Source organism: Lacinutrix gracilariae, assembly GCF_042684485.1.
Classification (GTDB): Bacteria; Bacteroidota; Bacteroidia; order Flavobacteriales; family Flavobacteriaceae; genus Oceanihabitans; species Oceanihabitans gracilariae.
The window spans coordinates 26431-53269 of record NZ_JBHULM010000001.1 but is presented as its reverse complement, the minus strand read 5'-3'; the positions used below and the strand labels follow the sequence as shown (position 1 = coordinate 53269).

Genomic DNA, 26839 nt, shown 5'->3' with positions numbered 1-26839 from the left:
TATCTTTTTACAAAAAAGTAAAAAGGATGCCGTTACTATCGCTAACGCATAAAAAAAGAGTTATAAAATGCTATTTTATAACTCTTTTTTTATTTCCTATTATTAGGTATTTTATATCTAAAAACGCATTGCCAAACCAATTCCGCTACCATTGGCAATCATTTTATATTCCGGTTTAAATTCATAAAAAGAGGTGGCATTTAAAGTTGCATTATACAAGTCTACCGCTTTTTCTGCATTCTTTTTAGCACTGCTTCCAATAGGAATTGCAACAATAGCCAAACCAGCTCCTATTCCTGCAAGCACCCAATTAGGATCTCCTCCACTAATAGCCTCTCCTATTGGCCATCCTATTAAAGCACCACCAGAAAAACTAATAACTGTAGCAAAAACGCCTTTTGTTTTAGACATTTTTACCAAATGTAAAACTTCAGGATTAGGTGCTACTTTTTCAATCAAGGCATTAAGTGGTATTTTATTTCCATCTTCATAAAACGTATATCCAGTAAATGAATGTTTTTTAAACGTTAATTCTTGTGCATTACAAAAGGAAACCATAAAAAGGGTTAAAAGCAGGCATACTGTTATTTTATTCATTACTTATACATTTTAAAAGTTAATACTAAAGGAATCTATTGAAACAAAAAAAGCTCCTCTTAAAAAAGAGGAGCTTTTGCTTTTGGGTGGGAGACGGGATTCGAACCCGCGACCCTCGGTACCACAAACCGATGCTCTAACCAGCTGAGCTACAACCACCATATTACTAATTTTAATCCACTTAAAAAGTTTCTTAAAAAAGAGTTTCTAAATATAAACTTTAAAAGCTCTGTAATACATTCTTTGTGAATGCGAGTGCAAATGTAAATCTTTTAGTAGTTACTGCAAAGATTTTTTTGCAAAATTTTTCACTTTAAATCAAATAAACTAGAAACTGCCGCGTAACGCTCTGTTGTATAACCTTCTGCGTGTTTTACTCCTATTAACCTTCCTAGGTCTCTAGCTCTATAATCTACACTATCGGTAAAGTTTTTACTAGAAATAGGTGTTTCAGGCTCCTTACTTTTGGCGTCAAAAAACTGTGTGCTATAAGCTAAAACAGATTCCATTTTAGTATCTATATATCCTGAAATGTCTACTACAAAATCAGGTTCTATATTTTTCCATTGTATATAATGGTACACCTGTTTTGGTCTCCATTGTTTTTGTAGCTTCCCTTCTACTTCGGTTTCAATTTTAATCAATCCGCTTAAAAAACAAGCATCACTAACCAATTTACTCCCTTTACCATGATCTATATGTCTGTCATCAATAGCATTACAAAGCACAATTTCTGGTTGGTACTTACGTATCATTTTAATAATCTCCAGTTGGTGTTGCTTGTTGTTTATAAAAAAACCATCCGCAAAACCAAGGTTTTCACGTACGCTCACGCCTAAAATTTTAGCTGCATTAGTGGCTTCTTGTTTTCTAGTAGCTGCAGTACCACGAGTTCCTAATTCTCCTCGTGTTAAATCTATAATTCCAACTGTTTTTCCGTTTTTAATCTCTTTTGCAATTGTTCCGCCACAACCTAATTCTACATCATCTGGATGTGCACCAAAAGCTAATATATCTAGTTTCATATACTTTTATTCGTTTTCTGAACTCCAAAAATATTAAAAAGATAATAGATAATCCCTTTCTTTTTAACTATCCATCATTTAGAGACATAAAAATAACGATATTACTAAAAACAAGTACATGAAATTTTTAAATATACAAAACGTAAAAAGTATGATATTAGTCATAAAATTTCAATCCTAAGGCTACTATCTTTATGCTATAACAATAACACAATCAACCTTTTAGTTTTATGACTATAATGCTAACCATCCTTATTATAACCATCCTTTTATTTATATGGGGAAAATTTACACCAGATATTATTGCTTTAATGTCTATGTTAAGTTTATTCGTTTTTGGCATTTTAAACCTATCAGAAACCCTAAGTGGTTTTAGCAATCCAACTGTTATTATGATTGCTGCCTTATTTATTATAGGTGAAGGATTATCACAAACAGGTTGGACTGCATTGGCTGGCGAAAAGTTTATAAAAATGGCTGGCAAGAGCAAAACAAAGCTTTTATTATTAACCACCTTTGGTTCTGGAATACTTTCAGGATTTGTAAGTAACACTGGTACTGTAGCCACATTAATGCCTGTAACTATAGCCTCTGCATGGACTATTAACACATTACCTTCTAAATTATTAATGCCTGTGGCCTTTGGCTCTAATACTGGTGGTTTATTAACCTTAACAGGAACACCTCCAAATATTATAGTTAATAATACCATGTTAGAAAGCGGACTTGAAGGTTTTTCGTTTTTTGAGTTTGGCCTTATAGGTTTGCCTTTATTATTATTAACACTGTTATACTTTAAATTTATTGGACATAAACTTTTACCCGAAAACAAAACAAATAACAAGCCTGTAGATATTAGTAAAACCTTACATGCTTGGATTGAAGCCTATCAAGTAGATGGCGAGTATTACAGGTTACGAGTACGCTCTGTATCTCCACTATTAAACACAAAATTAGGAGATTGGGATTTTGAAAAAAATCATGGTGTTTCTATACTTCGTATAAAAAGAAGACATCCTAATCGTTTAAAAGGAAAGACGCCTTTTATTGAACTCCCTACAGAGGATACCGAATTTTTATATCACGATATTATTACAGTTAAAGGAGAAACACAAGCTATTAATGTATTAATGATTAAGTTACGTTTAGGGCTTTTACCATTAGAGCCTTTGGCTAATGAACTACGAAACAATTTAATAAACAGAGAGGTTGGTATGACCGAAATATTGGTAACACCACAATCTTCTCTAGTAGGAAAACAAATAAAATCTATTCCATTTTTTAATAGATATAATGTACAATTAATGGCAGCTGCACGTAACTCAAAACCTTTAACCAAAAGAGAAATTACTATTAAAGCAGGAGATGCTTTTTTAATTCGAGGCGAATGGAGCGCGATTGACAATTTAAAAAAACACCATGAACATCTTGTTATTTGCGGAAGCCCAGAAGGTATGGCTAAAACAGTAACCAATATTACTAGTAAGTCTTATATTGCTTTGCTTTCCTTAGTATTAATGATTATTTTATTGGTCTTTAAAATAGTTCCAGGAGCTATAGCTGCCTTAATTTCTGCAGGTATTATCTTAATTACAGGATGTGTACCTATGGAAAAAGCATATAAAGGCATTAGTTGGATTAGCGTTGTCATGATTGCAGCAATGATACCTATGGGAATTGCGCTACAAAAAACAGGAGCAGCAAGCCTAATAGCAAACGCTCTGGTTACTACTTTAGGCAACTTACATCCTATAGTATTATTAGCTGGTATCTTTTTATTAACCACATCCTTTAGTCAGGTAATTAATAACTCAGCTACTGCAGTACTTATGGCACCAATAGTAATAATTGCAGCTAACACGCTACATCTTTCTGCTGCTCCTTTTATGATTGTTGTTGCTATTAGTGCATCTACAGCATTTTTAACACCAGTTGGCACTACAACAAATGCCATGGTAATGACTGCTGGAGGCTACAAATTTATAGACTACCTAAAGGTAGGAGCTCCATTGCTACTACTCTTTTTAATAACCTCTTTAATATTAGTGCCATTATTTTGGCCCTTTTAAAATTTTAACACTATTAATCTTATTAGAAACAAGCACTTATGAAAACCAGAGATCTTACAAAGTACGGAATACAAGATGCAAATGCACATTGGAATCTTTCTCCTGAAAAATTGCAAGCAATTACAATTGAAAAAGGAATGGGAAAAGAAACCCTTAATGGCACTTTAGCTGTAAATACAGGAAAATACACAGGACGTTCGCCGCAAGACCGTTTTATTGTTAAGGATGCATACACCAAAGACCTTGTTTGGTGGGGAAAAACAAACAAAGCAATAACTCCTGAAAATTTTGATGTCCTTCAAGCAGAAATCACTAAATACCTGAGTGGAAAAGAAATTTATGTAAGAGATGCCTATGTATGTGCTGATCCAGATTATAAAACCAATGTAAGAACTGTAACAGAATACCCTTGGTCAAACATGTTTACATTTAACATGTTTTTACGTAGTGAAGCTTCTGAATTAGAAAATTTTAAAGAAGACTGGTTAGTACTTTGCGCTCCTGGATACGAGGCCAAAGACCCTAAGGCTGTAGGTTTAAGACAAGGAAATTTTTCTGTACTTAACTTTTCTAAAAAAATAGCTTTAATAGGAGGCTCTGCCTATACTGGAGAAATTAAAAAAGGGATTTTCTCCTCATTAAACTTTATTCTACCTGTTGAAAAAGAAGTTTTACCAATGCACTGCTCTGCTAATGTTGGCGAAAAAGGAGATACTGCTATTTTCTTTGGCTTATCAGGAACCGGAAAAACCACATTATCTGCAGACCCTAAACGTAAACTTATTGGTGATGATGAACATGGTTGGACAGCAGACAACAACATCTTTAATTTTGAAGGCGGTTGCTATGCAAAAGTTATAGATCTTTCTGAAGAAAAAGAACCAGACATTTTTAATGCTATAAAACCAGGAGCTATTCTTGAAAATGTGGTTTTTAAAGAAAATGGAGAAGTAGATTATATGGATAGTAGTATTACGCAAAACACACGTGTAAGTTACCCTATTTATCATATTAATAATATTAAAGAACCATCTTACGCTAAAAACCCAACAAATATATTTTTCTTAACAGCAGATGCTTTTGGCGTATTACCTCCTGTTTCTAAATTAACTCCAGGACAAGCAGCTTACCATTTTATCTCTGGTTACACTGCAAAAGTTGCAGGAACAGAAGCAGGTATTACAGAACCTGTACCTTCTTTTTCTGCTTGCTTTGGAGAACCTTTTATGCCTTTACACCCAACAGTATATGCCGAAATGCTTAGCAAGAAAATGCAAGATGCTGGCGTTAATGTTTGGCTGATAAACACTGGCTGGAGTGGAGGTCCTTATGGCATTGGCTCAAGAATTAAACTAAAATATACCAGAGCAATGATTACCTCTATTTTAGACGGAGCATTAAATGACGTAGCTTATGAGCAACACCCAATATTTGGTTTATTTATGCCTAAAACCTGCCCTAATGTTCCTGAAGAATTATTAGATCCTATAAACACTTGGGAAAACAAAGGAGCTTACATTAGTAAATCTATTCAATTAGCACATTCATTTCATTTAAACTTTGAAAAATTTGCTAGTGAAGCCTCTGAACAAATAATTGAAGGAGGACCATTAATTGATGAACACCATAAATTAACAGATCATGTTTAATACTTTTTAAGATTAAAAAAAGCCCTTAAATGGGCTTTTTTTATTATTGATTTTATCTATGAAAACAACAACATTCCTAGTACTTATAGCTTTATTATTTCAAACAAATCTCTTTGCTCAAAAAACTGCCGAAGACTACTTAGGTGCTTGGTATACACTAGGAATTAACCATAGATTTACAGAAAAATTTAGCATCACACCTTATGCAGAATTACATAATTATGAATTAACATCAAATTACAATGTCACTTTTGCTAGTCTTAACTTTAATTATCATTTTAAACCAAAACAGACCTTAAGTATAGCTTATGCTTTTTTAGATATTGATAGCGTTTTTGGTGATGATAATTTGTTCAATACAAAAGAAAACAGGATTTATGAGCAATATAATTACAAACATAAACTTGGCGCCTTTAGTGCACAGCATAGGTTTAGATTAGAGCAACGCTTTCTGCAATTTGCTCACAGCAATACTATGCAAAATAGGTTACGCTATAGATTTAGCTTAAAGTACACGCTTAATAAATGGATTTCTTTAAATATAAAAGACGAACCTTTTATCCATTTTCAAGATCAAGTTTTTCATGAAAATCGTTTTTTTATTGGTATTGGTTACCAACCATTTAAAAACGTACAATTAAATGTAGATTATTTTAAACAACATATTAATAAAAAGAATTTAAATAGAATCCAGATAGGTATTAGCATGCAAACAGATTTTAGAAAAACAAATACAGCAAAACCTAAAGGCTAATTCTTGTTTTTATTTCTAAAACAAATTAAGCCTTCCAATCTTTTTGTTCTGCAGCTGTTAAAAAAGTCCAAGCCACTACTCTACTAATCTTATTACCTTGTTGCATAGCAATTACCTTTACATGAGTTGCTCCAAGTTTTTTAAGTGATTTTTGCATAGATTTTACAAGGTCTTTATTAGACACTAAACTTGTAAACCAAAAGCAATTCTTTTTATACAAAGAACTCTCATACAAATAACTGTGTAAAAAAGCCTTTTCGCCACCCGGAAACCAAAGTTCACTTGCTGTGCCGCTAAAATTTCTAACTGCTTCTTCTGTTTCCTTGCCTAAACCTTTTAACTTACGTTGTGTTGCCGCAAGCGCATCTTGTTGATTTTTATAAAACGGAGGATTACAAATACTTACTGCAAATGCATCTGAAGGCTGTATAATACCTTCTAAAATTTTAGATTTATCTTTTTGCAATCGTAAAGAAATAGCATCATGCAAAGCATTGTTATTAATAATTTTCTGTGCATTTTGCAACGCTTTTTCTTCTACATCTGTTGCTACAAAATGCCAATGATATTGTGAAACACCAAGTAAAGGATAAATACAAGTTGCTCCTGTACCAATGTCTAAAACTTGAATTTTATTTTTAAAGGTATCAGGTTTTAACAGCTCTGCTATATGATGTATATAATCTACGCGACCAGGAATTGGAGGACACAAATGCGCATCATCAAACTCCCAATAATCGATAGCATAATATGTTTTTAGTAATGCCTTATTTAGCATTTTTACCGCTTGCGGATTTGCAAAATCAATGGTCTGTGTTTGATATGCATTTGTAAAAACAAAAGGAGCTAATTCTGGTAATTCTTTTAGTAAAATTTCAAAATCATAACCTTTTACATGCTTGTTGTTTTTATGCATGAAGAACCTGTTTTAAAGCTTGCTCAATATCTTCTATCAAATCTGTTTTAGATTCTATACCAACCGAAAAACGAATCAAACCATCTTTTATTCCTTGCTCTTCTCTCGCTTCAGCAGTTAATAAAGAATGTGATGTTTTAGAAGGCAATAACATGGTACTTTCAATTCCTGCTAAACTCATAGAAGGTTTTATAAGTTGTAATGCTTTTAAAAATAAAGCGGCATCTATATTTTCTTTTAATTCAAAAGACAGCATAGCACCATAGCCTTTCATTTGTTTTTTTGCTAGTTCATGGTTTTCATGACTTTTTAAACCAGGATAATATACTTTTTCTACTGCTGAATGTGTATTTAAAAACTTGGCTAATTTTTTTGCATTACGTTGTTGTGCTTTTACTCTAATTGCTAAAGTTTTCATACTTCGTTCTAGCAACCAAACAGTATAATCACTTAAACTACCTCCAAAAGCAATTCCTGTTTTCCAGATAGTATCTATATACTCTTGTGTTGTAGCAACGGCTCCTGCACAAATATCACTATGACCACCAAAATATTTAGTAGCACTATGTAATACAATATCGATACCAAAATCTACGGGATTTTGTACAATAGGACTTGCAAAAGTATTATCTATAACAGACACTATATTTTCTGATTTTGCAAGTGTAGCAACAGCTTCAATATCTACTAATTTTAATAAGGGATTAGAAGGTGTTTCAATATATATAAGTTTGGTATTTGGTTGTATACACGCTTTGAATGAAGAAATTTCTAAATCTTTAGTAAACGTAAATGCTATATTATAATCTTCAAAATGTTTTTCAATAAGATTACGTGTTCCGCCATAAATATCATTTTGCACCACGACATGATCTCCAGCTTTTAAAAAAGCGAATAAAACAGTACTAATTGCAGCCATACCAGATCCAAAAATCATAGCAGCTTCAGCGTGCTCTAAAGCAGCTATTTTTTTTGCTAAATATTCTTGATTTGGTGTATTAAAATATCTTGGATAACGTTTAACATCTACATCCATAAATTCATAAGAAGAAGACATATACATTGGAGAAACAGCTCCTTTAAACTGTAAGTCTGGTGTTTCGCCAACATGCGTACAAATAGTGTTTATACCTAGTTTTTTATTTTTCATAATAACCTTACTTTTTTATGTTATAAAGTTATATAAAAATAATAGTATACCACTAAGGATATAGCATACATCACAGAAAAAAATTACTGTAGTGCTACTTTACTCTGTTCCTGAATTTTTAGCACGCTGTATAATTTCTTTTAAACGTTCTTTACGCAATGCTTTTTCAGCTTTTTGCTTGTTCACTTTTCTTGCAATTAGCTTCGAGTGCTTTGCTTTGTTTTTAGTATTCTTTTGTCCTTTAGGCTTTGGCATAAGTAATGTAAATAATGTTAAATGCTTACTTCAAGGTAATGGTTACAATATACATTTCAATTAAAACCATATTACATAAAAGTTTTTGTCACCATACAAAAGTAATCTAAAAAAAGTGTTGCATGCTGCAAGCAAAACAAAAAAATCACAACTAACTAACTTACAGTTATTTAACTTTTTTTTGTTCAATTATTTTTTTATATTTGGTCTGCAATAATAAATCTCTAAAATGCATTTTATTAAATATCCCTTTTATTATTTTGTAAATACATACGCTATAGATGGCAGTTTTTTTTTAAAATGAAATACAAAACATACATTTTTATAGAACGAATTAAAACACGTAGACATACTACTTAAATAGATGCATAGTATAACCATATAATAGCATAGTATTAATAGCCAAAATAATTAGAGAGTAACTAGTTTGCTTTCTAATTATTTTTAATTTGCGAACATGCAGCAAATAAAACATCAACATTTTATATTACACAAACCTTATGGTTATTTAAGCCAGTTAATAAACAACCAAAATAAACGAAGAAACAAACGCTTATTAGGAGAGCTATTTGATTTTCCGGAAGGCACAATGGCTATTGGTAGGTTAGATGAAAACTCAGAAGGCTTACTATTTTTAACCACAGACGGAAAGGTTAGCGAAACCATACGTAGTGCTAAAGTAGAAAAAGAATATTATGCACAAGTAGACGGAATAATAACTGCAGATGCCATTGAACAACTACAAAATGGAGTAGAAATTAGTGTAAACGGATCAAAGTATGTTACAAAACCTTGTGCAGCAAAAAGTATAGAAAACGTAAGTGCTTTTCCTTTTGCAAACCGTAAAGTTAGAGATGCACGTCACGGACCAACCTCTTGGGTTTCAATTACGCTAACCGAAGGAAAGTTTAGACAAGTTAGAAAAATGACTGCAGCTGTTGGTTTTCCTACTTTAAGATTGGTTCGCGTACGCATAGCAAACGTTTTATTAACACAAGAAACCGGAAGCATAGAAAAAGTAAATAGTTTTTTTAATTAAAAGCGAAATAAAGGTAAGAATTTTAATACTTTTACGGTTATAAGCTATTATGAATCTGTACACATCCAAATATTTAACCATACAAAACCGTGAGCCTATTCTTGCCCAGAAATGGACAGGCCAGCAACTTAATGCTACTATTTTTAAACAGGAAATGTTAGCGTTTCAAAAAATATTTGAAATTGTTAAACCTAAATGTTTACTATGGAACCACGAGCACTTTAACTATAAAGTACCTGAAGAGCTTTATGGATGGATAGATATTAATATTTCTAGAAAACAAATACCTCTAGGACTTGTAAATATAGCCTTTACAGTATCTAAAGACGCTTTAACGCATCTTTCTGTAACAGAATCTATGGAGAACAACCCAAACCAGTTGCAGCCTAAATATTTTCTATTTGAAGAAGAAGCAGAAAAATACTTGCTTTCTGACTTAGAACATAAAATGAATACTAAAACAACATCTACCAATAGCGAAAATCCGTTTATATCTCTAGATATTGCTTTTAACGATTTACCACTTACTAAAGGAGCTATTAAAAATTTAAAAGATGAGTTATTATTTGCTAAAATTAATAAAGAAAAATTTGAAAGCCTAACACAAAGAGAGTTAGATGTGTTTAAACAAATTGTACTAGGCAAATCCAACAAAGAAACCGCAAGCATACTTTTTATTTCGAGCAAAACTGTAGCTACACACCGAAAACACATTATAAAAAAGCTAAACCTACATTCTTTTTACGACTGGTTTATGTATGCAAAAGCATTTAACGTCATTTAAATATACTCACTTTAGGGTATTTTGTATTAAAATATTTACATTTATATTTGTGTTACTTGCTAATAGTCAGACTTCTATTTTTAGAGTTTAATTATGTTATATTAGGGAAAATGTTATATATAGCTATTAATCAAGTAAAATAATAAACTGTCATTAGTATATACTTTTGGCAGTTTTTTTTGTTTAGTATATGGCTTTCTAGTTCTCCCCTAATTGTTTTATTTTTTAAAATTTGCTTAACTGATTTATTTTTAATATATTACTTGTTATGACAACAGCAGATAAACAAAACAATTTAGAATTTATTAAAGAAAGTATTTCTTATTTAGAAAACAAGGGCTTTGCTAATATTAAGGCAGATATTGAAGGATATGAAACTCCAAAATCTTACTTAAAAAAAGGAAAAGGCGAAGAAGCATCAATCACTCCAGACATTGTTGCAGAAAAAGCAGGTAGAAAACACTATTTTGAAATTGGTTTAAAAAGTGAACAACCTACACTTTTAAAATCTAAATGGCGTTTTTTAGATGTTTTAACTAGAATGAAAGATCATCGATTTAAAGTGATTACGCGTCGTGGCCACTACAAGTTTACACAAGATATGCTTGATGATCTTAATTTAGATAAAGAGCCTATTAAACTCTCTTAATTTTTAGTACTTTTTAATAATGTATTTTGCTCCTCCATTAAATCGGTAAGCTTTACTAAAAGCTCAATATCTTTTGGAGTAGCAACAGTTACGTCTTTTTCGTCATGCGATTTTTTACGCAAACGATTCATTGCTTTTACCACCAAAAACACGGTTAACCCTACAATTAAAAAATCAAGAGAAGCTTCAAAAAAAGCGCCATATTCTAATTCTACTGCTTTAGTTGTTATTACGCCTTCACTATTTGCAACAGCGTCACGTAATACTACTTTTTTATCTTGAAAATTTAATCCGTCGGTCATTAAAGACAAAGGAGGCATCATTATTTTTTTTACAAGTACATCAATCACCTTATTAAAAGAGGCACCAATAATAATACCTATTGCCATATCCATCATATTTCCTTTTACGGCAAACTCTTTAAACTCCTTTAAAAATTTCATATTAGCTTATATTTATATTACAAATATATTTGTTTGCATTAATAACCAATATATTTTATTGAAATAATGTAAACCTCAGCTAAATAAATAAAATTCAAGTACTAACAAGAAGTAAGTATAATAGAAATAAAGCGATATACTGCACCACCACTAGTTACAAATAGCAACTAGTAGCCTTAAAAAAACGCTTACTAAATGGTTTACTTTTTATAAAACTTAGCGTATTTTCTGTAGGAAAAGAAACCTAGTATGGCAACAATTGCACAAGAAATACCAATAATTTTAACACTCATTACTTGATCTCCACTTGCATAAGAGTGCAATCCTGCTAAATAAAAGTTTACTCCAAAATAGGTCATCATAATACTTGCAAAAGCAATGATAGACATTAAGTTAAAACCAAATCTACCACGAAGTCCTGGAACCAAACGCATGTGAATTACAAAAGCATATACCATAATACTAATTAATGCCCAAGTTTCTTTAGGATCCCAACCCCAATATCTTCCCCAACTTTCATTAGCCCACATACCACCAAGAAAGTTTCCTATGGTTAGCATAATTAAACCAACAGTTAAAGCCATTTCATTAATAATGGTTAGCTCTTTTATGTTAAGCAACATTTTATCTTTGTTCTTATCTGTAGTAGCAATCATTAATATAAGAGAAACTGCTCCTAGAATCATTCCTAGAACAAATGGTCCGTAACTAGCAACAATTATAGATACATGAATCATTAACCAATAACTATTTAACACTGGTTGTAGATTAGCAATTGCAGGATCTAACCAGTTTTGATGAGCAAAGAATAAAATAATAGATGCTACAAAGGCTGTAGATGCAATAGTTAAATCACTTTTTCTACCAAAATATAAACCAAACAACATGGCAGACCAAGCTACATATAACATGGTTTCATAAGTATCACTCCAAGGAGCATGGCCAGAAATATACCAACGAGTTATTAAACCAATAGTATGTGCAATAAATAAAGCTATAATTAGCCATTTACCAATTTTTACAGCAAGGTCTATACCTTTACTATTACTTCTTAATATTTGTGTAATTAAAAACACAAACATTATAAAACCTGCTAATAAATAATATCTATGTAATGTTTTAAAGATATTGTATTTATTGTAGTTTATTTCAGCACTTATTTTGTTTTCACTAAGCATAATATCACCTCCATATTTATGCTGTGTTTTATTAAAAGATTCTAATAGTTTTTCGGCTTCAGAAAAATCTCCTGTTTGTTTTGCTTTATTTAATGTAAACAAATACGCTGAAAATCCTGAATTAATAAAGTTTCCGTAAAGAGAATCTGTAATCTTTTCTTTATATCCTTCTTTTCTATACTCAAAAGGAGAAATCCATTTATTATTTTCATCTTCTGGTATAGGAAATATTTTTAACGTTAAACCTTCAATAGCATTAGACAATAACGTAGCACGTTGGTCTGCCAATTTTAGTTCTTTTTGGTAACCATTTGGAGATTTCGTTTTGTATGCATCTTCTAAATAAGGGTTAAGCTTATAGCTTAGGTTTTCATCAAAGAAATCTACTATAGTTGCATACTTTTTGTCTTTAGGAATACCCAATATGGTTTTAAGCGAATCTGTTTGCATTGGCTTTAGGTATATAATAGGTACGTTATACCAAAGCAACGGACTTTCACTAATAGAAAGTAGTATTTGATTAGGAGTTAATCCTGCGTAAGTTTCTTTATGGTGTATTTTTCTAACAAGTTCTGATGCATACGTATTCATTGGCATCATACGTCCGCTTAAATCTTGAATTACCAATCTACCAAATTTATCTGCATGCGCTTTAGGTGTAGCATTAGCAATTAAAATAGAATCTATTTGTGCTGGTGTTGGTTGTTGGTGTTGTTCTTCTTGTGCAAAAGTTTGCATGGTTAAACACACTAAAATTAAAGAAAGCGTTTTAGATTTCTTAGCTTTAATTTTTTCTAAATGTCTTCGTAAATCTGAAAATCTTGTTCCTTTTGCTAACATAATTGCAATCATACCAAAGAAAAGCATAAAATACCCAAAATAAGTAATCCACGTTCCCCAGAAATCATGATTTACAGAAAGAATGGTTCCTTTTTCATCTGGATCAAAATTAGATTGAAAAAACTTATAACCTCCATGGTTTAATATATTGTTCATGTAAATTCTATAATCAAAATCGCCATTTTCTTCATCAAAAACGGTTACTTCACTTGCGTAAGAAGAATAACTTCTTTCTGTACCAGGATAACGCTCTGCAATAAAATCGTTAAGTTTAATTTGAAAAGGAAGTTCTAAAACTTTAGCTCCATAACGAAAAGCAAAATCTAAGCCTCCAATATTTACTTGCTTAAATGCATTGTTTTTGTATGGTCCACCAAGCAATCCTACTTTTTTAGTTTCGCTATTAGCGGTAACTTTTAAAACAAGACCATCTTCGTCTCCTTTAAACATTTCCGACTTTTTCACAATATCAAATTCTCCTTTCACCACTGGCTTAGGAAAAACCATTTGCATGTTACCAATAACATAACGCGAACGTAAAATTAATGGTTGTAAACTGTCTTTCACTAACTTTCCTGATGCCATGGTAGCCATGGTAAGATATTCCCCTTCAAAAGGAGAATAAATGTTTAACTTATCTCCTTCTTGGGTAATATTTATAGCTCCTTCGGTTGGTTTATTTAATGCTATTAGTACATTATGAATACTTTGTACTTCGCCAGATTTTAAAAAGTGGTTATGCGGCCCATCACTTCCTGCTTCTACTATTTTCAGGTATTCTTCTCCATTTTCGCTAGGAATAATATCCTCTTCTGCTCCACCAATAAATTTCTCTAACTCTATACTAACTGGTTGGTTATTATAATTGGTATGTACTTCAAAATTATTTTCTAAACGTGGTGAAAAATCTACTTGACGTTCTACAGGTAATCGTTGTGGTACGCCATTAATTTCATAATCTCCATCAATATAAGTCGTTATATATGTTTTTTGTGATAAGAACTGACTTTCGGTAGCACCTTCACGAATAGGCATCATTCCTTCATAACTTACATAACGCGTAATAAAAGCACCAATAAATATAAAAAGGAAAGCTAGATGCAGTATTAGCGTAGCCCATTTTTCTTTTTTATATAATCGGTATCTAAATATATTTCCTGCAAAATTGATTACAAAAAACAACATGATTCCTTCAAACCACCAAGTGTTATAAATTAAATTTCTACTGTATGGTGTAGGAGATGTATCCATTCCTGCATCCATAAAAGTACCAACAGCCATTGCTGTTGCAAATAAAACAAAAAGTAATGCGGTTAGTCTGGTTGAAAACAGAATATTGGAGAGTTTCTTTAGCATAATAACAAGCTTATTTTTAGCTCGTGCAAATTTAAGGATTTTTGTTTGTTAATAACTGTTAAAATGCAAAAAGAGTTTCATGATTTTATAGAGAAAGATGCCTTAACTAAGAGAATAGATTATTAAAAACAGGATAGCATAAGTGCAACCAAAAATCTATAAACCATAAATGTAATTTATAAGAAAAAATAAAAAAGCCAATAAGACTACACAAAACAAACTGTTCACTAGGTATTTAGCTTTTTTGGCGAGCTTCAAAAATATTCATATACATAAAGGTGCCCATTTTTCTGGCTCTTCGTTTGGCATTCTCAGTAACTTCACCCGAAAATAATTCATCTAAGGTTTGATACCATAAATTCAACCATATACCAAAGTGCAAATTGTCTATGCTATGGTTAAATTTTTTATCTACTTTAATATGTGCTTCTAGCGGATTTCCTTTATATTTTTTTTCTAGTTTTCTGGTCATAAATAAACTCGTTTCCCAAAAGGTCGTTAAGTGCTCTAAATGTGCATCCCAATCTGTAATCGTTTCGTTAAAAAAAGGACCTAGCGTTTTTTCTGCACGCACTTTTTTATAAAAAGCACTAACTAACAAAAAAATATCTTCTCTGGTATTTATATCTGATTTATTCATGTATTCGAAATTAAGTCTTTATTTTGAATAAAGGAATTAAAAATTCTTAATTAGTAATTGATTATTCTTATTATTTTAGCAAAATGATTAATGTAGTATTACTTGGTGCAGGAAATGTAGCCACACACCTATTTAAAGCGTTTACAAATACCGAAGCAGTTACTGTTAAACAATGGTATAATAGAAACTTAAAAACCATTGCAGAATACAAAAACAAGGTTGCAATTACCGATAATTTAGAAGATTTAGTAGAAGCCGATATTTATATTTTGGCGGTTAGTGATGATGCCATTGCAGACTTATCTGAAAAACTTCCGTTTACCAACCGACTTGTTGTGCACACTTCTGGAAGTGTAAGCTTATATGCTATTGATAAAAAACACAAACGCGGTGTATTTTATCCTTTACAAACTTTTAGCAAAGGTGCTTCTGTAGATTTTTCTAAGGTACCTTTATGTATTGAAGCGCATAAAGTAAAAGAAGACTTTTCTATTTTAAAAGAATTAGCAGAAGCTATAGGTAGCCAACCGCATAAAGTAAATAGCGACCAACGTGCTGCACTACATTTAGCTGCTGTTTTTGTAAATAATTTTACCAATCAGATATACAGAATTGCTCATGAAATTACAGAATCTGAAGGTGCAGAATTTGATATTTTAAAACCTTTAATTCAAGAAACTGCTAGAAAACTAGATGATCTTTCTCCTTTTCTTGCACAAACTGGTCCTGCTAAAAGAAACGATAAGAAAACCATAAAAAAACATCTAAACGCCTTAACCAATGCGCACCATAAAGATGTTTATGAACTACTAACCCAATCTATACAAAAAACACATAGTCCTTTTGTTAACCCAAAAGCGAAGCCCAACAAATAATAATATAATGGAAGAAAAAAGCTATAAAGAATACTTAAACCAAATCACTACATTTATTTTTGATGTAGATGGAGTACTTACAGACGGAACAGTAACTGTTACTACTTCTGGCGAAATGTTAAGAACCATGAGCATTAAAGATGGTTACGCTTTAAAAACAGCTATAGACAAAGGATATCATGTTTGTATTATTTCTGGAGGAAGCAATGAAGGTGTACGCAAACGTCTAGAAGGTTTAGGCATTACAGACATTTACCTTGGTGCACATAACAAAATAGACCAACTTCATACCTATCTTGAACAAGAAGGCTTACAACTTGAAAATGCTTTATATATGGGAGACGACATACCTGATTTTCCGGTTATGAAATTGGTTGGTATGCCTTGTTGTCCGCAAGATGCTGTACCAGAAATCAAAGGAATTTCTAAATATGTATCGCATAAAAATGGTGGTAAAGGTGCTGCACGTGATGTTATAGAACAAGTACTTAAAGTACAAGGAAAATGGAATGGTAGCTTTGATGCTAAATATGATTAGTATTCAGTAAGCAGTGAGCAGTGTTCGGTTGGCAGTTTATATACCTATGAAATATTTGTATCTAGATTGCCATTTTTAATTATTCATTTTTAATTACTCTTTTTAATTTTTACTTAAAATAATGCAAAGCATTCTAAAACTAATCCGTTGGAAAAACCTTTTACTAATTGCACTAGTTCAAGTTTTAATTAAATACGCACTGTTTGAACCTTTTGGCATTTCGTTAACATTAAACGGTTATGGCATTTCTATTTTAATTCTAGCTACGCTATGTTTGGCAGCAGCAGGAAATATTATAAATGATATTTATGATACAGAAACAGATACTGTAAACAAACCTAATCGTGTAATTGTTGGCGTATCTATTTCAGAAAAAAAGGCATACAGGCTTTTTTTTATATTTAATATTATTGGTGTTGCGCTAGGTTTTTATTTATCGCACGCTGTTGGCAAAAGTCCGTTTTTTACTCTTTTTGTTATCATTTCTGCATTGCTATATATTTACGCTTCGTATTTAAAGCAACTGCCTTTTATTGGTAATATTGTCATTTCTTGTTTAGTCGCTTTAAGCTTGATTATTGTTGGTATATTTGATCTTCTTCCTGCCATAAACACCGCAAACAAAGAAACCCAATTAACCTTTTTTAAAATTGTAGTAGACTATGCTCTTTTTGCTTTTATAATAAATCTTGTACGCGAAATGATAAAAGACATGGAAGACATAGAAGGTGATTACAAAGCACAAATAAACACCTTACCTATTGCCATTGGTAGAAGCAGAACAAAAAATATTATTTTCATCATTTCTATACTGCCAATACTAGCCGTTGTATTTTATACTACTACGTATTTATACAAACAAGAGCTTGTTGTAGGGTACTTTTTACTATGTATACTAGCTCCTCTTATTTATACAAGCATAAAAATATTTATTGCAGAAACAAAAAAAGACTACACGCATATTAGTTTAATATTAAAACTAGTCATGCTTTTTGGTATGCTTTCTATGTCTCTTTATCCTTTAATTTTAAAATAATGCTGAAAGAAAAACTAAAAAATTACAATCTTATTTTAGCTTCTGCATCACCAAGAAGACAACAGTTTTTTAAAGATTTAGACTTAGATTTTCAAATTCAACTAAAACCTGTAGTTGAAGAATATCCTGAACGTTTACGTCATTTTGAAATTACAGATTATTTAGCACAGCTTAAATCACTTCCTTTTAAAGACAATTTAAAAGACAAAGATATTTTAGTAACTAGTGATACTATTGTTTGGCACAATGAAAAAGCACTAGGAAAACCTAGAGATAAAGACGAAGCGTTTAAAACACTACAAAGCTTAAGCAACGCAACACATGAAGTTATAACTTCGGTTTGTTTTACTACTAAAACTTCAGAAAAAACAGTGAGCGCTGTCACCAAAGTAACTTTTAAAGCTCTAACAGAAAAAGAAATACACTATTATATAGACACCTTTAAACCTTATGATAAAGCTGGTGCTTATGGTATTCAAGAATGGATTGGCCTTATAGCTATAACTAAAATTGAAGGCTCATACTACAATGTTGTAGGTTTGCCTGTGCATTTAGTATATGATACGCTATTAGAAATAGTGAACTAACTCCTTGTTTTTGTAATTAATAACTTTTTCTCTTTTATCTTTGTTATTTAGCAAAGCATATGAAAAATCTACTACATATACACCAAGAAGCACTTATTAACTCCTTAATAGTGATAGCTATCTTTTTTGTTATCTGGATGCTCCAAAAGGTATCTATTAGAAAAATTGGAAGAAAATCTGGAATAAACGAAGCTAGAATTCAATTAATCATCAGATATTCATCGGTTAGCTTATTTTTAATTTTAAGTTTAATTTTAGCCTTTATTTTTGGAGCGCAATTTAAAGACCTTGCATTGGTTTTTTCTTCTGTTTTTGCCGTTATAGGTATAGCGTTATTTGCTATTTGGTCTATACTAAGTAATATTACTTCTGGTGTAATTATGTTTTTTTCTTTTCCTTATAAAGTAGGTGATAAAATACAAATTCACGATAAAGATTTTCCTATAGAAGCCATTATTGAAGACATTAGAGCTTTTCAATTACACCTTAGGAAAAACAATGGCGATTTAGTAACCTACCCAAACAACCTTATTTTACAAAAAGCAGTTACACTTGTAAAAAAAGACGCTATTGAAGATTTTGAACATGGCGCAGACTTGCTATAAAACCCCTTAAAGTTTCGTTAAATAAAAATTAAAACAAACCTCAAGGCTGCTTTCTTTTTTATATTTGGATATTAAACAATCTGAAACTATGCGAAAGCTACTACCCTTTTTTTTTATTCTACTTTTTTCCTTTACTAGCCTACAAGCCCAACAACCCAAAAAACCAAATGCCTCTCAGATTTTTGAGTCTTTAAAAAAACTTAATTTTCTAGGCTCTGTATTATATGTTGCTGCGCATCCAGATGATGAAAACACCAGACTCATCTCTTACCTGTCTAATCAAGTAAAAGCACGTACAGCATACCTTTCGCTTACACGTGGTGATGGAGGACAAAACCTAATTGGCCCAGAAATTAGAGAACTTCTTGGTGTAATAAGAACGCAAGAACTTCTTACTGCAAGAAATATTGATGGTGGTGAACAACGCTTTACTAGAGCTAATGATTTTGGTTATTCTAAACATCCAGATGAAACATTAGCAATATGGAACAAAGAAGAAGTATTAAGCGATGTAGTTTTAGCTATAAGACAATTTAAACCAGATGTAATCATCAATCGTTTTGACCACAGAAGTCCAGGTACCACACATGGCCACCACACTAGTTCTGCTATGTTAAGTTTAGAAGCTTTTGATCTTACCAACAATAAAAATGCTTATCCAGACCAACTACAAAACACTAGTTTATGGCAAGCAAAACGCGTATTTTTTAATACTTCCTGGTGGTTTTATGGTAGCCAAGAAAAATTTGAAAAAGCAGATAAAAGCAAACTTTTACATTTTGATATTGGTACCTACTATCCTTCAATAGGATTGAGTAATACCGAAATTGCTTCGCTAAGTAGAAGCCAACACAAATCACAAGGTTTTGGTAACACAGGAACTCGTGGTAGCCAAATGGAATATATAGAATTGATTAAAGGTGAAATGCCTTCAGATAAATCGAATATTTTTGAGGGAATTGACACCTCTTGGAATCGTATTGCTGGCGGAAAAGAAATAGGAAACATTTTATACCAAGTAGAAAAAGATTTTGATTTTACCAATCCTGCTGCTTCTATTCCTGAATTATTAAAAGCCTACACGTTAATTGAAAAACTAGAAGATGCACATTGGAGAACAATTAAGTCTGAAGAAATTAAAAACCTTATCTATAATTGCTCAGGTTTATATTTAGAAGCTGTAGCAGAAACCAATCATGCAACAGATAACGAAGAGGTAAAAATTAACATAGAAGCAATTAACAGAAGCAACGCCAATATTACCTTAAACAGCTACTCTATTCTTCATGACACAACACCTACTGCTGTAGCAATGCATTTAAAACCTAATGAAAAACAAGAACTAGAAGATAACTTACCAATACAAGCTAATCAAGAACCAACAACACCTTATTGGTTAACAAAAAAAGGAACGCTTGGTATGTATCAAGTAGACGATAAAAGTTTAATTGGTAAACCCGAAACACCTCGATATTTTAATGTAACTTTTAATTTAAACATTCAAAACGTTTCTATAAGCTACACCAAACCTATTGTTTACAAAACCAATGATCCTGTAAAAGGAGAAGTTTACAAACCTTTTGAAATTATTCCTGAAGCTTCGGTTAAAATTGCTGAAAAAGTAATCATTTTTGAAAATGATGCTCCAAAGGAAATTCCTGTGGTTGTAAAAGCAGGAAAAGATAAGCTAGAAGGATTTCTTGAAATAGAGCATCCTGAAGGATGGAGTATTTTTCCTAAAAAGCAAAAAATTTCTATAGCTAATAAAGGACAAGAACAAACCTTAGTATTTACTATTATTCCTCCTAAAAATCAAAATGAAGGATTTATAACTCCTAAGCTTCATATTAGCGATAAAACATTCACCAAAGAACTTATTGAAATTGACTATAACCACATTCCGTTTCAAACGGTTTTACTTCCTAGCGAAAGCAAAGTGGTTCGTTTAGACATCCAAAAAAGAGGACAAAATATTGCTTATATTGAAGGTGCAGGAGATGTGGTTCCTGAAAGCTTACAACAAATAGGTTACCATGTAGTTACCTTAAAACCAGAAGCTATTAATGCAGATACCTTAAGCCAATTTGATGCTGTAGTGGTTGGTATTCGTGCCTATAACACAGTGGAAGCATTAAAGTTTAAACAGCAAATTTTATTTGATTTTGTAGCTAATGGCGGAAACATGATTGTACAATACAACACCAACCGAAGATTAAAAACAGAGCAACTTGCGCCTTACTCGTTAGAACTTTCTAGAGATAGAGTAACCAATGAAAATGCTAAAGTAACTTTACTAAAACCAGATCATGAGTTGCTTAATTTTCCGAATAAAATAACCCAAAAAGATTTTGAAGGATGGACGCAAGAACGCGGTTTATATTTTCCAAACAAATGGTCTAAAGCCTTCACTCCTATTCTATCTATGCACGACAAAGGAGAGTCTGCTAAAAAAGGAAGTTTACTAGTTGCAAAACATGGTAAAGGATATTATATATACACAGGATTAAGTTTCTTTAGAGAGTTTCCTGCAGGAGTTTCTGGAGCATATAGATTATTTGCTAATATGCTAAGTATTGGTAAAGACAATATAAACACAGAAAACACTGTAAAACAGTAAACAAGCACAAGTTTACACATACTGTTTACCAACACATTAAAACCAACAACCAATGAAGCAACCAAAATATAAATGGAATAACATGTACACACTAGTACTTGTTGCCAACGCAGTCTATATCCTTGCTTTTTACTTTATAACCAAAGCGCTTTAAAATATGCAAACATTAGATTGGATTGTGCTTATTAGCACCTTATTACTTATTGTTGTTTATGGTACATGGCAAACACGCGGAAGTAAAAATGTACAAGATTATTTAAAAGGTGGAAATTCCTCTAAATGGTGGACTATTGGTTTATCTGTAATGGCAACACAAGCAAGTGCTATTACTTTTCTTTCTACTCCTGGACAAGCATTTAATGACGGAATGGGTTTTGTGCAATTCTATTTTGGTTTACCCATAGCCATGGTAGTAATTTGCATGGTTTTTATTCCGCTATATCACAAACTAAAAGTGTATACAGCCTATGAGTTTTTAGAAACCAGATTCGATTTAAAAACAAGAACGCTAACTGCAATTTTATTTTTAATACAACGTGGCTTAGCTGCTGGTATTACCATATTTGCTCCTGCCATTATACTTTCGGCTGTACTAGGTTGGAACTTGTTATTACTAAACATCATTATTGGTGTATTGGTTATTATTTACACCGTTTCTGGTGGTACACGTGCTGTAAACGTGACACAAAAACACCAAATGGTAGTGATTTTTACAGGAATGATTATTGCTTTTATTTTAATAATAAACAAACTTCCTGCAGACATTACATTTTCTAAAGCATTACATATTGCTGGTGCTAGCGGAAAAATGGAAGTGCTAGACTTTTCTTTTAACCTAAATAACAGATACACCTTTTGGTCTGGTATTATTGGCGGAACTTTTTTAATGCTTTCTTATTTTGGTACAGATCAAAGTCAAGTACAACGTTACCTTTCTGGTAAATCTTTAAAAGAAATGCAATTAGGACTCCTTTTTAATGGTTTATTAAAAGTACCTATGCAATTTTTTATTTTACTAGTAGGTGTAATGGTTTTTGTGTTTTATCAGTTTAATCCAGCTCCTGTAAATTTTAATCCTACAGCAACAGCCTTGGTTTTAAATTCGGAATACGCTTCAGAATACCAAACGCTTCAACAGGAACAAGAAAAAATATTTGATACCAAGCAAAGCATCATTAATAATTATACTACTTCTGAAACTGAAGAGCTAAAAAACGAAATTCATTTAGCCAATCAAGCTAATGATGCCATTAGAAACGATGCAAAGCTACTAATTGAAAAAGCAGGAGAAGCAGCGCAAATAAAAGTAGAAAGTAATGATAAAGATTACGTATTCATTCACTTTATATTAAACAACTTACCAAGAGGATTAATTGGTTTATTATTGGCTGTAATTTTAAGTGCAGCTATGTCTAGTACATCTAGTGAGCTTAATGCCTTAGCAAGCACCACAACTATAGATTTATACAAGCGTAATACTAGTGAAAAAACAGACGAAGAAATGGTAAAAACCTCTAGATGGTTTACCCTTGCTTGGGGAATTATAGCCATTGCTGTTGCCTGTATAGCCAATCTAGCTGAAAATTTAATTCAGCTAGTAAATATTATTGGCTCTATTTTTTATGGTAATGTTTTAGGAATTTTTCTCCTTGCCTTTTTCTTTAAAAGCGTTAAAGCAAATGCTGTATTTGTAGCTGCTTTAATTACACAAATGCTAGTAATAGGTTTATTTTTATTAAATCAATATGAACTTATAAACCTTCCGTTTTTATGGCTAAATTTTGTAGGTTGCTTATTAGTTATGACTATTGCTTTGCTTATTTCTTTTAAAGATTTAAGAAACAAAAGCATACTAGCATTAACCGTAATAGCTCTTGCTTTATGTAGTTTTGGTTATGTGGTAATGCTCTAACTTACAAAATCTTGTAAATTAATATCATTAATTCCACCATGTGAAGCATGAGTAATTACATTACCATTTTTTATAACTAGTAATTGTGGAGACTCATGCATGACCATAAACTCAACTCCTACCTCATCAGAAACCGATCTGTAATTTAACAAATCAAGGTAATATAAATCTAAGTCTGCTTCAGTTAAATCATACATAGCAACAAATTGATTCATTACCATTCTACTAATCCCGCAACGTGTAGAGTGCTTAAAAATCACCTGTGTTTTGGTATTCGATTTTTGTGCTATAGTTGCTAATTGGCTAGTTTCGGTTAAAGGTATCCAAGGCAACACTTTTTCTTCTTTAGGCTCTTTTGAACCTCCAAATATCTTGTTTAATAAACTCATTTTTTGTATCTTTTTAATTAAGTCGATGTAATACGATAAACTTACAAACTGACTAAAAGTCACTCGTTCATAAGCTATTTCAGACATTTTGTCTTCTAATTAGTATTGGTAAGATTGTTGTCTTAAGCTATTCAGAAAACAAAAATAATACTATATAATTCTTGATAAATATCGGAATTTATAGAAACTATAAAACACAACAACCTATGAATTTTAACAATTATACAATTAAATCACAAGAAGCCATACAAAAGGCGCAACAAATCGCGCAAAGCTATGGACACCAACAAATTGAAAACGAACATATTTTTAAAGCAATTTTTGATGTAGATGAAAATGTTTTACCATTTCTTTTAAAAAAATTAAATGTAAACGTTACTATTTTACAACAAATACTAGATAAAGAATTAGAAAGTTTCCCTAAAGTTTCTGGTGGTGATATTATGGCGTCTCGTGAAGCAGGAAAAATGCTAAACGAAGCATCTATCATTGCAAAAAAAATGAATGACGATTATGTTTCTTTAGAACATTTAATACTTGCTATTTTTAAATCGAAAAGCAAAATTGCTCAAATTTTAAAAGATCAAAGTGTAACCGAAAAAGGATTGCAAGCAGCTATTGAAGAACTAAGAAAAGGAGATCGAGTAACTTCACAAAGTCAAGAAGAAACATATAACTCTTTAAATAAATACGCTAAAAATTTAAATCAATTAGCCAAAGACGGAAAATTAGATCCTGTAATTGGTCGTGATGAAGAAATACGTAGAATCCTTCAAATTTTATCTCGTAGAACAAAAAACAACCCAATTTTAGTTGGAGAGCCAGGAACTGGTAAAACAGCCATTGCAGAAGGTTTAGCACACAGAATTGTAGATGGAGATGTTCCTGAAAATTTAGTAGACAAGCAAATTTTTGCCCTAGATATGGGAGCGTTAATTGCTGGAGCTAAATTTAAAGGAGAGTTTGAAGAAAGACTAAAAGCAGTTATTAAAGAAGTCACAGAAAGTGATGGAGACATTGTTCTATTTATTGATGAGATACACACGCTTGTAGGAGCTGGTGGTGGTCAAGGAGCCATGGATGCTGCCAATATTTTAAAACCTGCATTAGCTCGTGGTGAGTTACGTGCCATTGGTGCAACCACTTTAGATGAGTACCAAAAATACTTTGAAAAAGACAAAGCTTTAGAGCGTCGTTTTCAAAAGGTAATGGTGAATGAGCCTGATACAGAAAGTGCTATTTCTATTTTAAGAGGAATTAAAGAAAAGTATGAAACACACCATAAAGTACGTATTAAAGACGAAGCAATTATTGGTGCTGTAGAACTTTCTGAAAGATATATTACCAATCGTTTTTTACCAGACAAAGCCATTGATTTAATGGATGAGGCTGCATCAAAACTACGCATGGAAATCAATTCTAAACCTGAAGAACTTGATGTTTTAGATAGAAAAATCATGCAGTTAGAAATTGAAATTGAAGCGATAAAACGTGAAAAAGACGAAGTAAAACTAAAAGCACTACGTGCTGATTTAGCAAACCTAAAAGAAGAACGCAATGAAATTTTTGCCAAATGGAAAAGCGAAAAAGAAGTTGTAGACAATATACAGACTGCAAAATCTGATATTGAAGAATTTAAGCTAGAAGCAGAACGTGCAGAGCGTGAAGGAGACTATGGTAAAGTAGCAGAAATACGCTACGGAAAAATTAAAGATGCTCAAGAACGCTTAGAAAAATTGCAAAAAGAATTGCAAGAAAACCAAAGCGAAAGTTCTTTAATAAAAGAAGAAGTTACATATGAAGATATTGCCGATGTGGTTGCAAAATGGACAGGAATTCCTGTTTCAAAAATGCTGCAAAGTGACAGAGAAAAACTTTTAAAACTAGAAGACGAATTACATAAACGTGTGGTTGGTCAAGAAGAAGCTATTGTTGCAGTTAGTGATGCCGTTAGACGTAGTAGAGCTGGTTTACAAAACCCACAAAAACCAATAGGAACCTTTTTATTTCTTGGTACTACTGGTGTTGGTAAAACAGAGTTAGCTAAAGCCTTAGCAGAATATCTTTTTGATGATGAAAACGCCATGACTAGAATAGACATGAGTGAATACCAAGAACGTCATGCAGTTAGTAGACTAGTTGGTGCACCTCCAGGATATGTTGGTTATGATGAAGGAGGACAACTTACAGAAGCAGTACGTAGAAAACCTTACTCTGTAGTACTTTTAGACGAAATTGAAAAAGCGCATCCAGATACCTTTAATATTTTATTACAAGTATTAGATGAAGGTAGATTAACAGATAACAAAGGTCGTGTAGCAGATTTTAAAAACGCTATAATTATCATGACCTCAAACATGGGAAGCGATATTATACAACAACGTTTTGAAGCTACTAAAGATATAGATTCTGCAATTGAAGCTGCTAAAGTAGATGTTTTAGCTTTATTAAAACAAAACGTAAGACCTGAGTTTTTAAACCGAATAGATGATACTATTATGTTTACACCTTTAAGCAAAGAAAACATTGTAGACATTGTTGGTTTACAGTTAAAATCTATTACTAAAATGGTTGCTCAACAAGGTATTACTTTTGATGCTACTTCAGAAGCAGTACAGTATTTAGCAGACAAAGGTTACAACCCTGAATATGGTGCAAGACCTGTAAAACGTGTTATACAAAAAGAAGTATTAAATGCTTTAAGTAAAGAAATACTTGCAGGAACTGTAACTACAGATAGTATTATTCTGTTAGATGCTTTTGATGGTAAACTAGTTTTTAGAAACCAAAATAGTTTGGTTAGCGAAGAAGTATAAAATAAAACATGCTTATATAGAAACACCTCTATATAGCATAAATCATAAAGTATTGTTAACGTAAAATAACTCAAAAGTTTATACGTTTTTATATTAAGTTGGTTAGTTAGTTAAAAAACA

General features: G+C 31.8%; 23 protein-coding genes and 1 tRNA gene. 14 read left to right on the top strand and 10 right to left on the bottom strand.

Annotation, left to right across the window (positions count from 1 at the left end):
• Positions 1–117: 117 nt before the first annotated feature.
• The 3 genes from ACFSSB_RS00255 to bshB1 form a co-directional block, all read right to left on the bottom strand.
• Positions 118–597, bottom strand: a complete 480-nt coding sequence (locus ACFSSB_RS00255) for a hypothetical protein (protein ID WP_379899748.1) — start codon at positions 595–597, stop codon at positions 118–120.
• A gap of 84 nt (positions 598–681) precedes the next feature.
• A tRNA-His gene (locus ACFSSB_RS00250) sits at positions 682–757 on the bottom strand.
• Between the two features lie 148 nt (positions 758–905).
• A complete protein-coding gene (gene bshB1 / locus ACFSSB_RS00245; RefSeq protein WP_379899746.1) occupies positions 906–1622 on the bottom strand; it encodes a bacillithiol biosynthesis deacetylase BshB1 in 717 nt (238 codons plus the stop codon).
• 230 nt (positions 1623–1852) lie between these two features.
• Here bshB1 and ACFSSB_RS00240 point away from each other — a divergent pair, with 230 nt between their 5' ends.
• Genes ACFSSB_RS00240 through ACFSSB_RS00230 form a run of 3 tightly spaced genes read left to right on the top strand, consistent with a single transcriptional unit; the run spans position 1853 to position 6094 of the window.
• Positions 1853–3691: an SLC13 family permease gene (locus ACFSSB_RS00240; protein WP_379899744.1), complete on the top strand. Its 1839-nt coding sequence runs from the start codon at positions 1853–1855 to the stop codon at positions 3689–3691.
• A gap of 38 nt (positions 3692–3729) precedes the next feature.
• Positions 3730–5340 carry a phosphoenolpyruvate carboxykinase (ATP) gene (gene pckA / locus ACFSSB_RS00235; protein ID WP_379899742.1) on the top strand — a complete coding sequence of 537 codons (1611 nt, stop codon included), beginning with the start codon at positions 3730–3732 and terminating at the stop codon, positions 5338–5340.
• A gap of 58 nt (positions 5341–5398) precedes the next feature.
• Positions 5399–6094 (top strand): DUF2490 domain-containing protein, encoded by a 696-nt coding sequence (locus ACFSSB_RS00230; protein WP_379899740.1) that lies wholly within the window; start codon positions 5399–5401, stop codon positions 6092–6094.
• Positions 6095–6119: 25 nt separating this feature from the next.
• On the opposite strand, the gene rlmF is transcribed toward ACFSSB_RS00230, so the two are convergent.
• The 3 genes from rlmF to ACFSSB_RS00215 form a co-directional block, all read right to left on the bottom strand.
• Positions 6120–7010, bottom strand: coding sequence for a 23S rRNA (adenine(1618)-N(6))-methyltransferase RlmF (rlmF, locus tag ACFSSB_RS00225; RefSeq protein ID WP_379899738.1), 891 nt, complete (start codon positions 7008–7010; stop codon positions 6120–6122).
• Positions 7003–8160 (bottom strand): trans-sulfuration enzyme family protein, encoded by a 1158-nt coding sequence (locus tag ACFSSB_RS00220; protein WP_379899736.1) that lies wholly within the window; start codon positions 8158–8160, stop codon positions 7003–7005. Before ACFSSB_RS00220 ends, rlmF begins: the two co-directional genes overlap by 8 nt.
• A gap of 99 nt (positions 8161–8259) precedes the next feature.
• On the bottom strand, positions 8260–8415 hold the full coding sequence (locus ACFSSB_RS00215; protein ID WP_379899734.1) for a hypothetical protein: 156 nt from the start codon (positions 8413–8415) through the stop codon (positions 8260–8262).
• A gap of 457 nt (positions 8416–8872) precedes the next feature.
• Here ACFSSB_RS00215 and ACFSSB_RS00210 point away from each other — a divergent pair, with 457 nt between their 5' ends.
• The 3 genes from ACFSSB_RS00210 (at position 8873) to ACFSSB_RS00200 (ending at position 10887) form a co-directional block, all read left to right on the top strand.
• On the top strand, positions 8873–9454 hold the full coding sequence (locus tag ACFSSB_RS00210) for a pseudouridine synthase (protein ID WP_379899732.1): 582 nt from the start codon (positions 8873–8875) through the stop codon (positions 9452–9454).
• Positions 9455–9503: 49 nt separating this feature from the next.
• Complete coding sequence (locus ACFSSB_RS00205) at positions 9504–10238, top strand: response regulator transcription factor (protein ID WP_379899730.1); 735 nt, start codon at positions 9504–9506, stop codon at positions 10236–10238.
• A gap of 268 nt (positions 10239–10506) precedes the next feature.
• Complete coding sequence (locus tag ACFSSB_RS00200; protein WP_379899728.1) at positions 10507–10887, top strand: hypothetical protein; 381 nt, start codon at positions 10507–10509, stop codon at positions 10885–10887.
• Here the strand turns inward: ACFSSB_RS00200 and mscL are convergent.
• The 3 genes from mscL to ACFSSB_RS00185 form a co-directional block, all read right to left on the bottom strand.
• Positions 10884–11330: a large conductance mechanosensitive channel protein MscL gene (gene mscL, locus ACFSSB_RS00195; RefSeq protein WP_379899726.1), complete on the bottom strand. Its 447-nt coding sequence runs from the start codon at positions 11328–11330 to the stop codon at positions 10884–10886. The two genes, ACFSSB_RS00200 and mscL, sit on opposite strands and share 4 nt — an antisense overlap.
• 200 nt (positions 11331–11530) lie before the next feature.
• Positions 11531–14704 (bottom strand): cytochrome c biogenesis protein, encoded by a 3174-nt coding sequence (gene ccsA, locus ACFSSB_RS00190; protein ID WP_379899724.1) that lies wholly within the window; start codon positions 14702–14704, stop codon positions 11531–11533.
• 235 nt (positions 14705–14939) lie between these two features.
• A complete protein-coding gene (locus ACFSSB_RS00185) occupies positions 14940–15344 on the bottom strand; it encodes a group III truncated hemoglobin (protein WP_379899722.1) in 405 nt (134 codons plus the stop codon).
• A gap of 83 nt (positions 15345–15427) precedes the next feature.
• Between ACFSSB_RS00185 and ACFSSB_RS00180 the strand changes: the two genes are divergently transcribed.
• The 7 genes from ACFSSB_RS00180 (at position 15428) to ACFSSB_RS00150 (ending at position 23514) form a co-directional block, all read left to right on the top strand.
• Positions 15428–16219: a Rossmann-like and DUF2520 domain-containing protein gene (locus ACFSSB_RS00180; RefSeq protein WP_379899720.1), complete on the top strand. Its 792-nt coding sequence runs from the start codon at positions 15428–15430 to the stop codon at positions 16217–16219.
• A gap of 7 nt (positions 16220–16226) precedes the next feature.
• Complete coding sequence (locus ACFSSB_RS00175; RefSeq protein ID WP_379899718.1) at positions 16227–16757, top strand: KdsC family phosphatase; 531 nt, start codon at positions 16227–16229, stop codon at positions 16755–16757.
• 121 nt (positions 16758–16878) lie between these two features.
• A complete protein-coding gene (locus tag ACFSSB_RS00170; protein WP_379899716.1) occupies positions 16879–17793 on the top strand; it encodes a geranylgeranylglycerol-phosphate geranylgeranyltransferase in 915 nt (304 codons plus the stop codon).
• A complete protein-coding gene (locus ACFSSB_RS00165; protein ID WP_379899713.1) occupies positions 17793–18380 on the top strand; it encodes a Maf-like protein in 588 nt (195 codons plus the stop codon). Before ACFSSB_RS00170 ends, ACFSSB_RS00165 begins: the two co-directional genes overlap by 1 nt.
• 59 nt (positions 18381–18439) lie before the next feature.
• Entirely contained in the window at positions 18440–18985 is a 546-nt protein-coding gene (locus ACFSSB_RS00160; protein ID WP_379899711.1) for a mechanosensitive ion channel domain-containing protein, read from the top strand.
• An 88-nt stretch (positions 18986–19073) separates the two neighbouring features.
• Positions 19074–21602 carry a PIG-L family deacetylase gene (locus tag ACFSSB_RS00155; protein ID WP_379899709.1) on the top strand — a complete coding sequence of 843 codons (2529 nt, stop codon included), beginning with the start codon at positions 19074–19076 and terminating at the stop codon, positions 21600–21602.
• A gap of 157 nt (positions 21603–21759) precedes the next feature.
• Complete coding sequence (locus ACFSSB_RS00150) at positions 21760–23514, top strand: sodium:solute symporter (protein WP_379899707.1); 1755 nt, start codon at positions 21760–21762, stop codon at positions 23512–23514.
• Here the strand turns inward: ACFSSB_RS00150 and ytxJ are convergent.
• Positions 23511–23903: a bacillithiol system redox-active protein YtxJ gene (gene ytxJ, locus ACFSSB_RS00145; protein WP_379900337.1), complete on the bottom strand. Its 393-nt coding sequence runs from the start codon at positions 23901–23903 to the stop codon at positions 23511–23513. The two genes, ACFSSB_RS00150 and ytxJ, sit on opposite strands and share 4 nt — an antisense overlap.
• A gap of 206 nt (positions 23904–24109) precedes the next feature.
• On the opposite strand from ytxJ, the gene clpB reads away from it, so the two are divergent.
• A complete protein-coding gene (gene clpB / locus ACFSSB_RS00140; protein ID WP_379899705.1) occupies positions 24110–26719 on the top strand; it encodes an ATP-dependent chaperone ClpB in 2610 nt (869 codons plus the stop codon).
• The last annotated feature ends 120 nt before the right edge of the window (positions 26720–26839 follow it).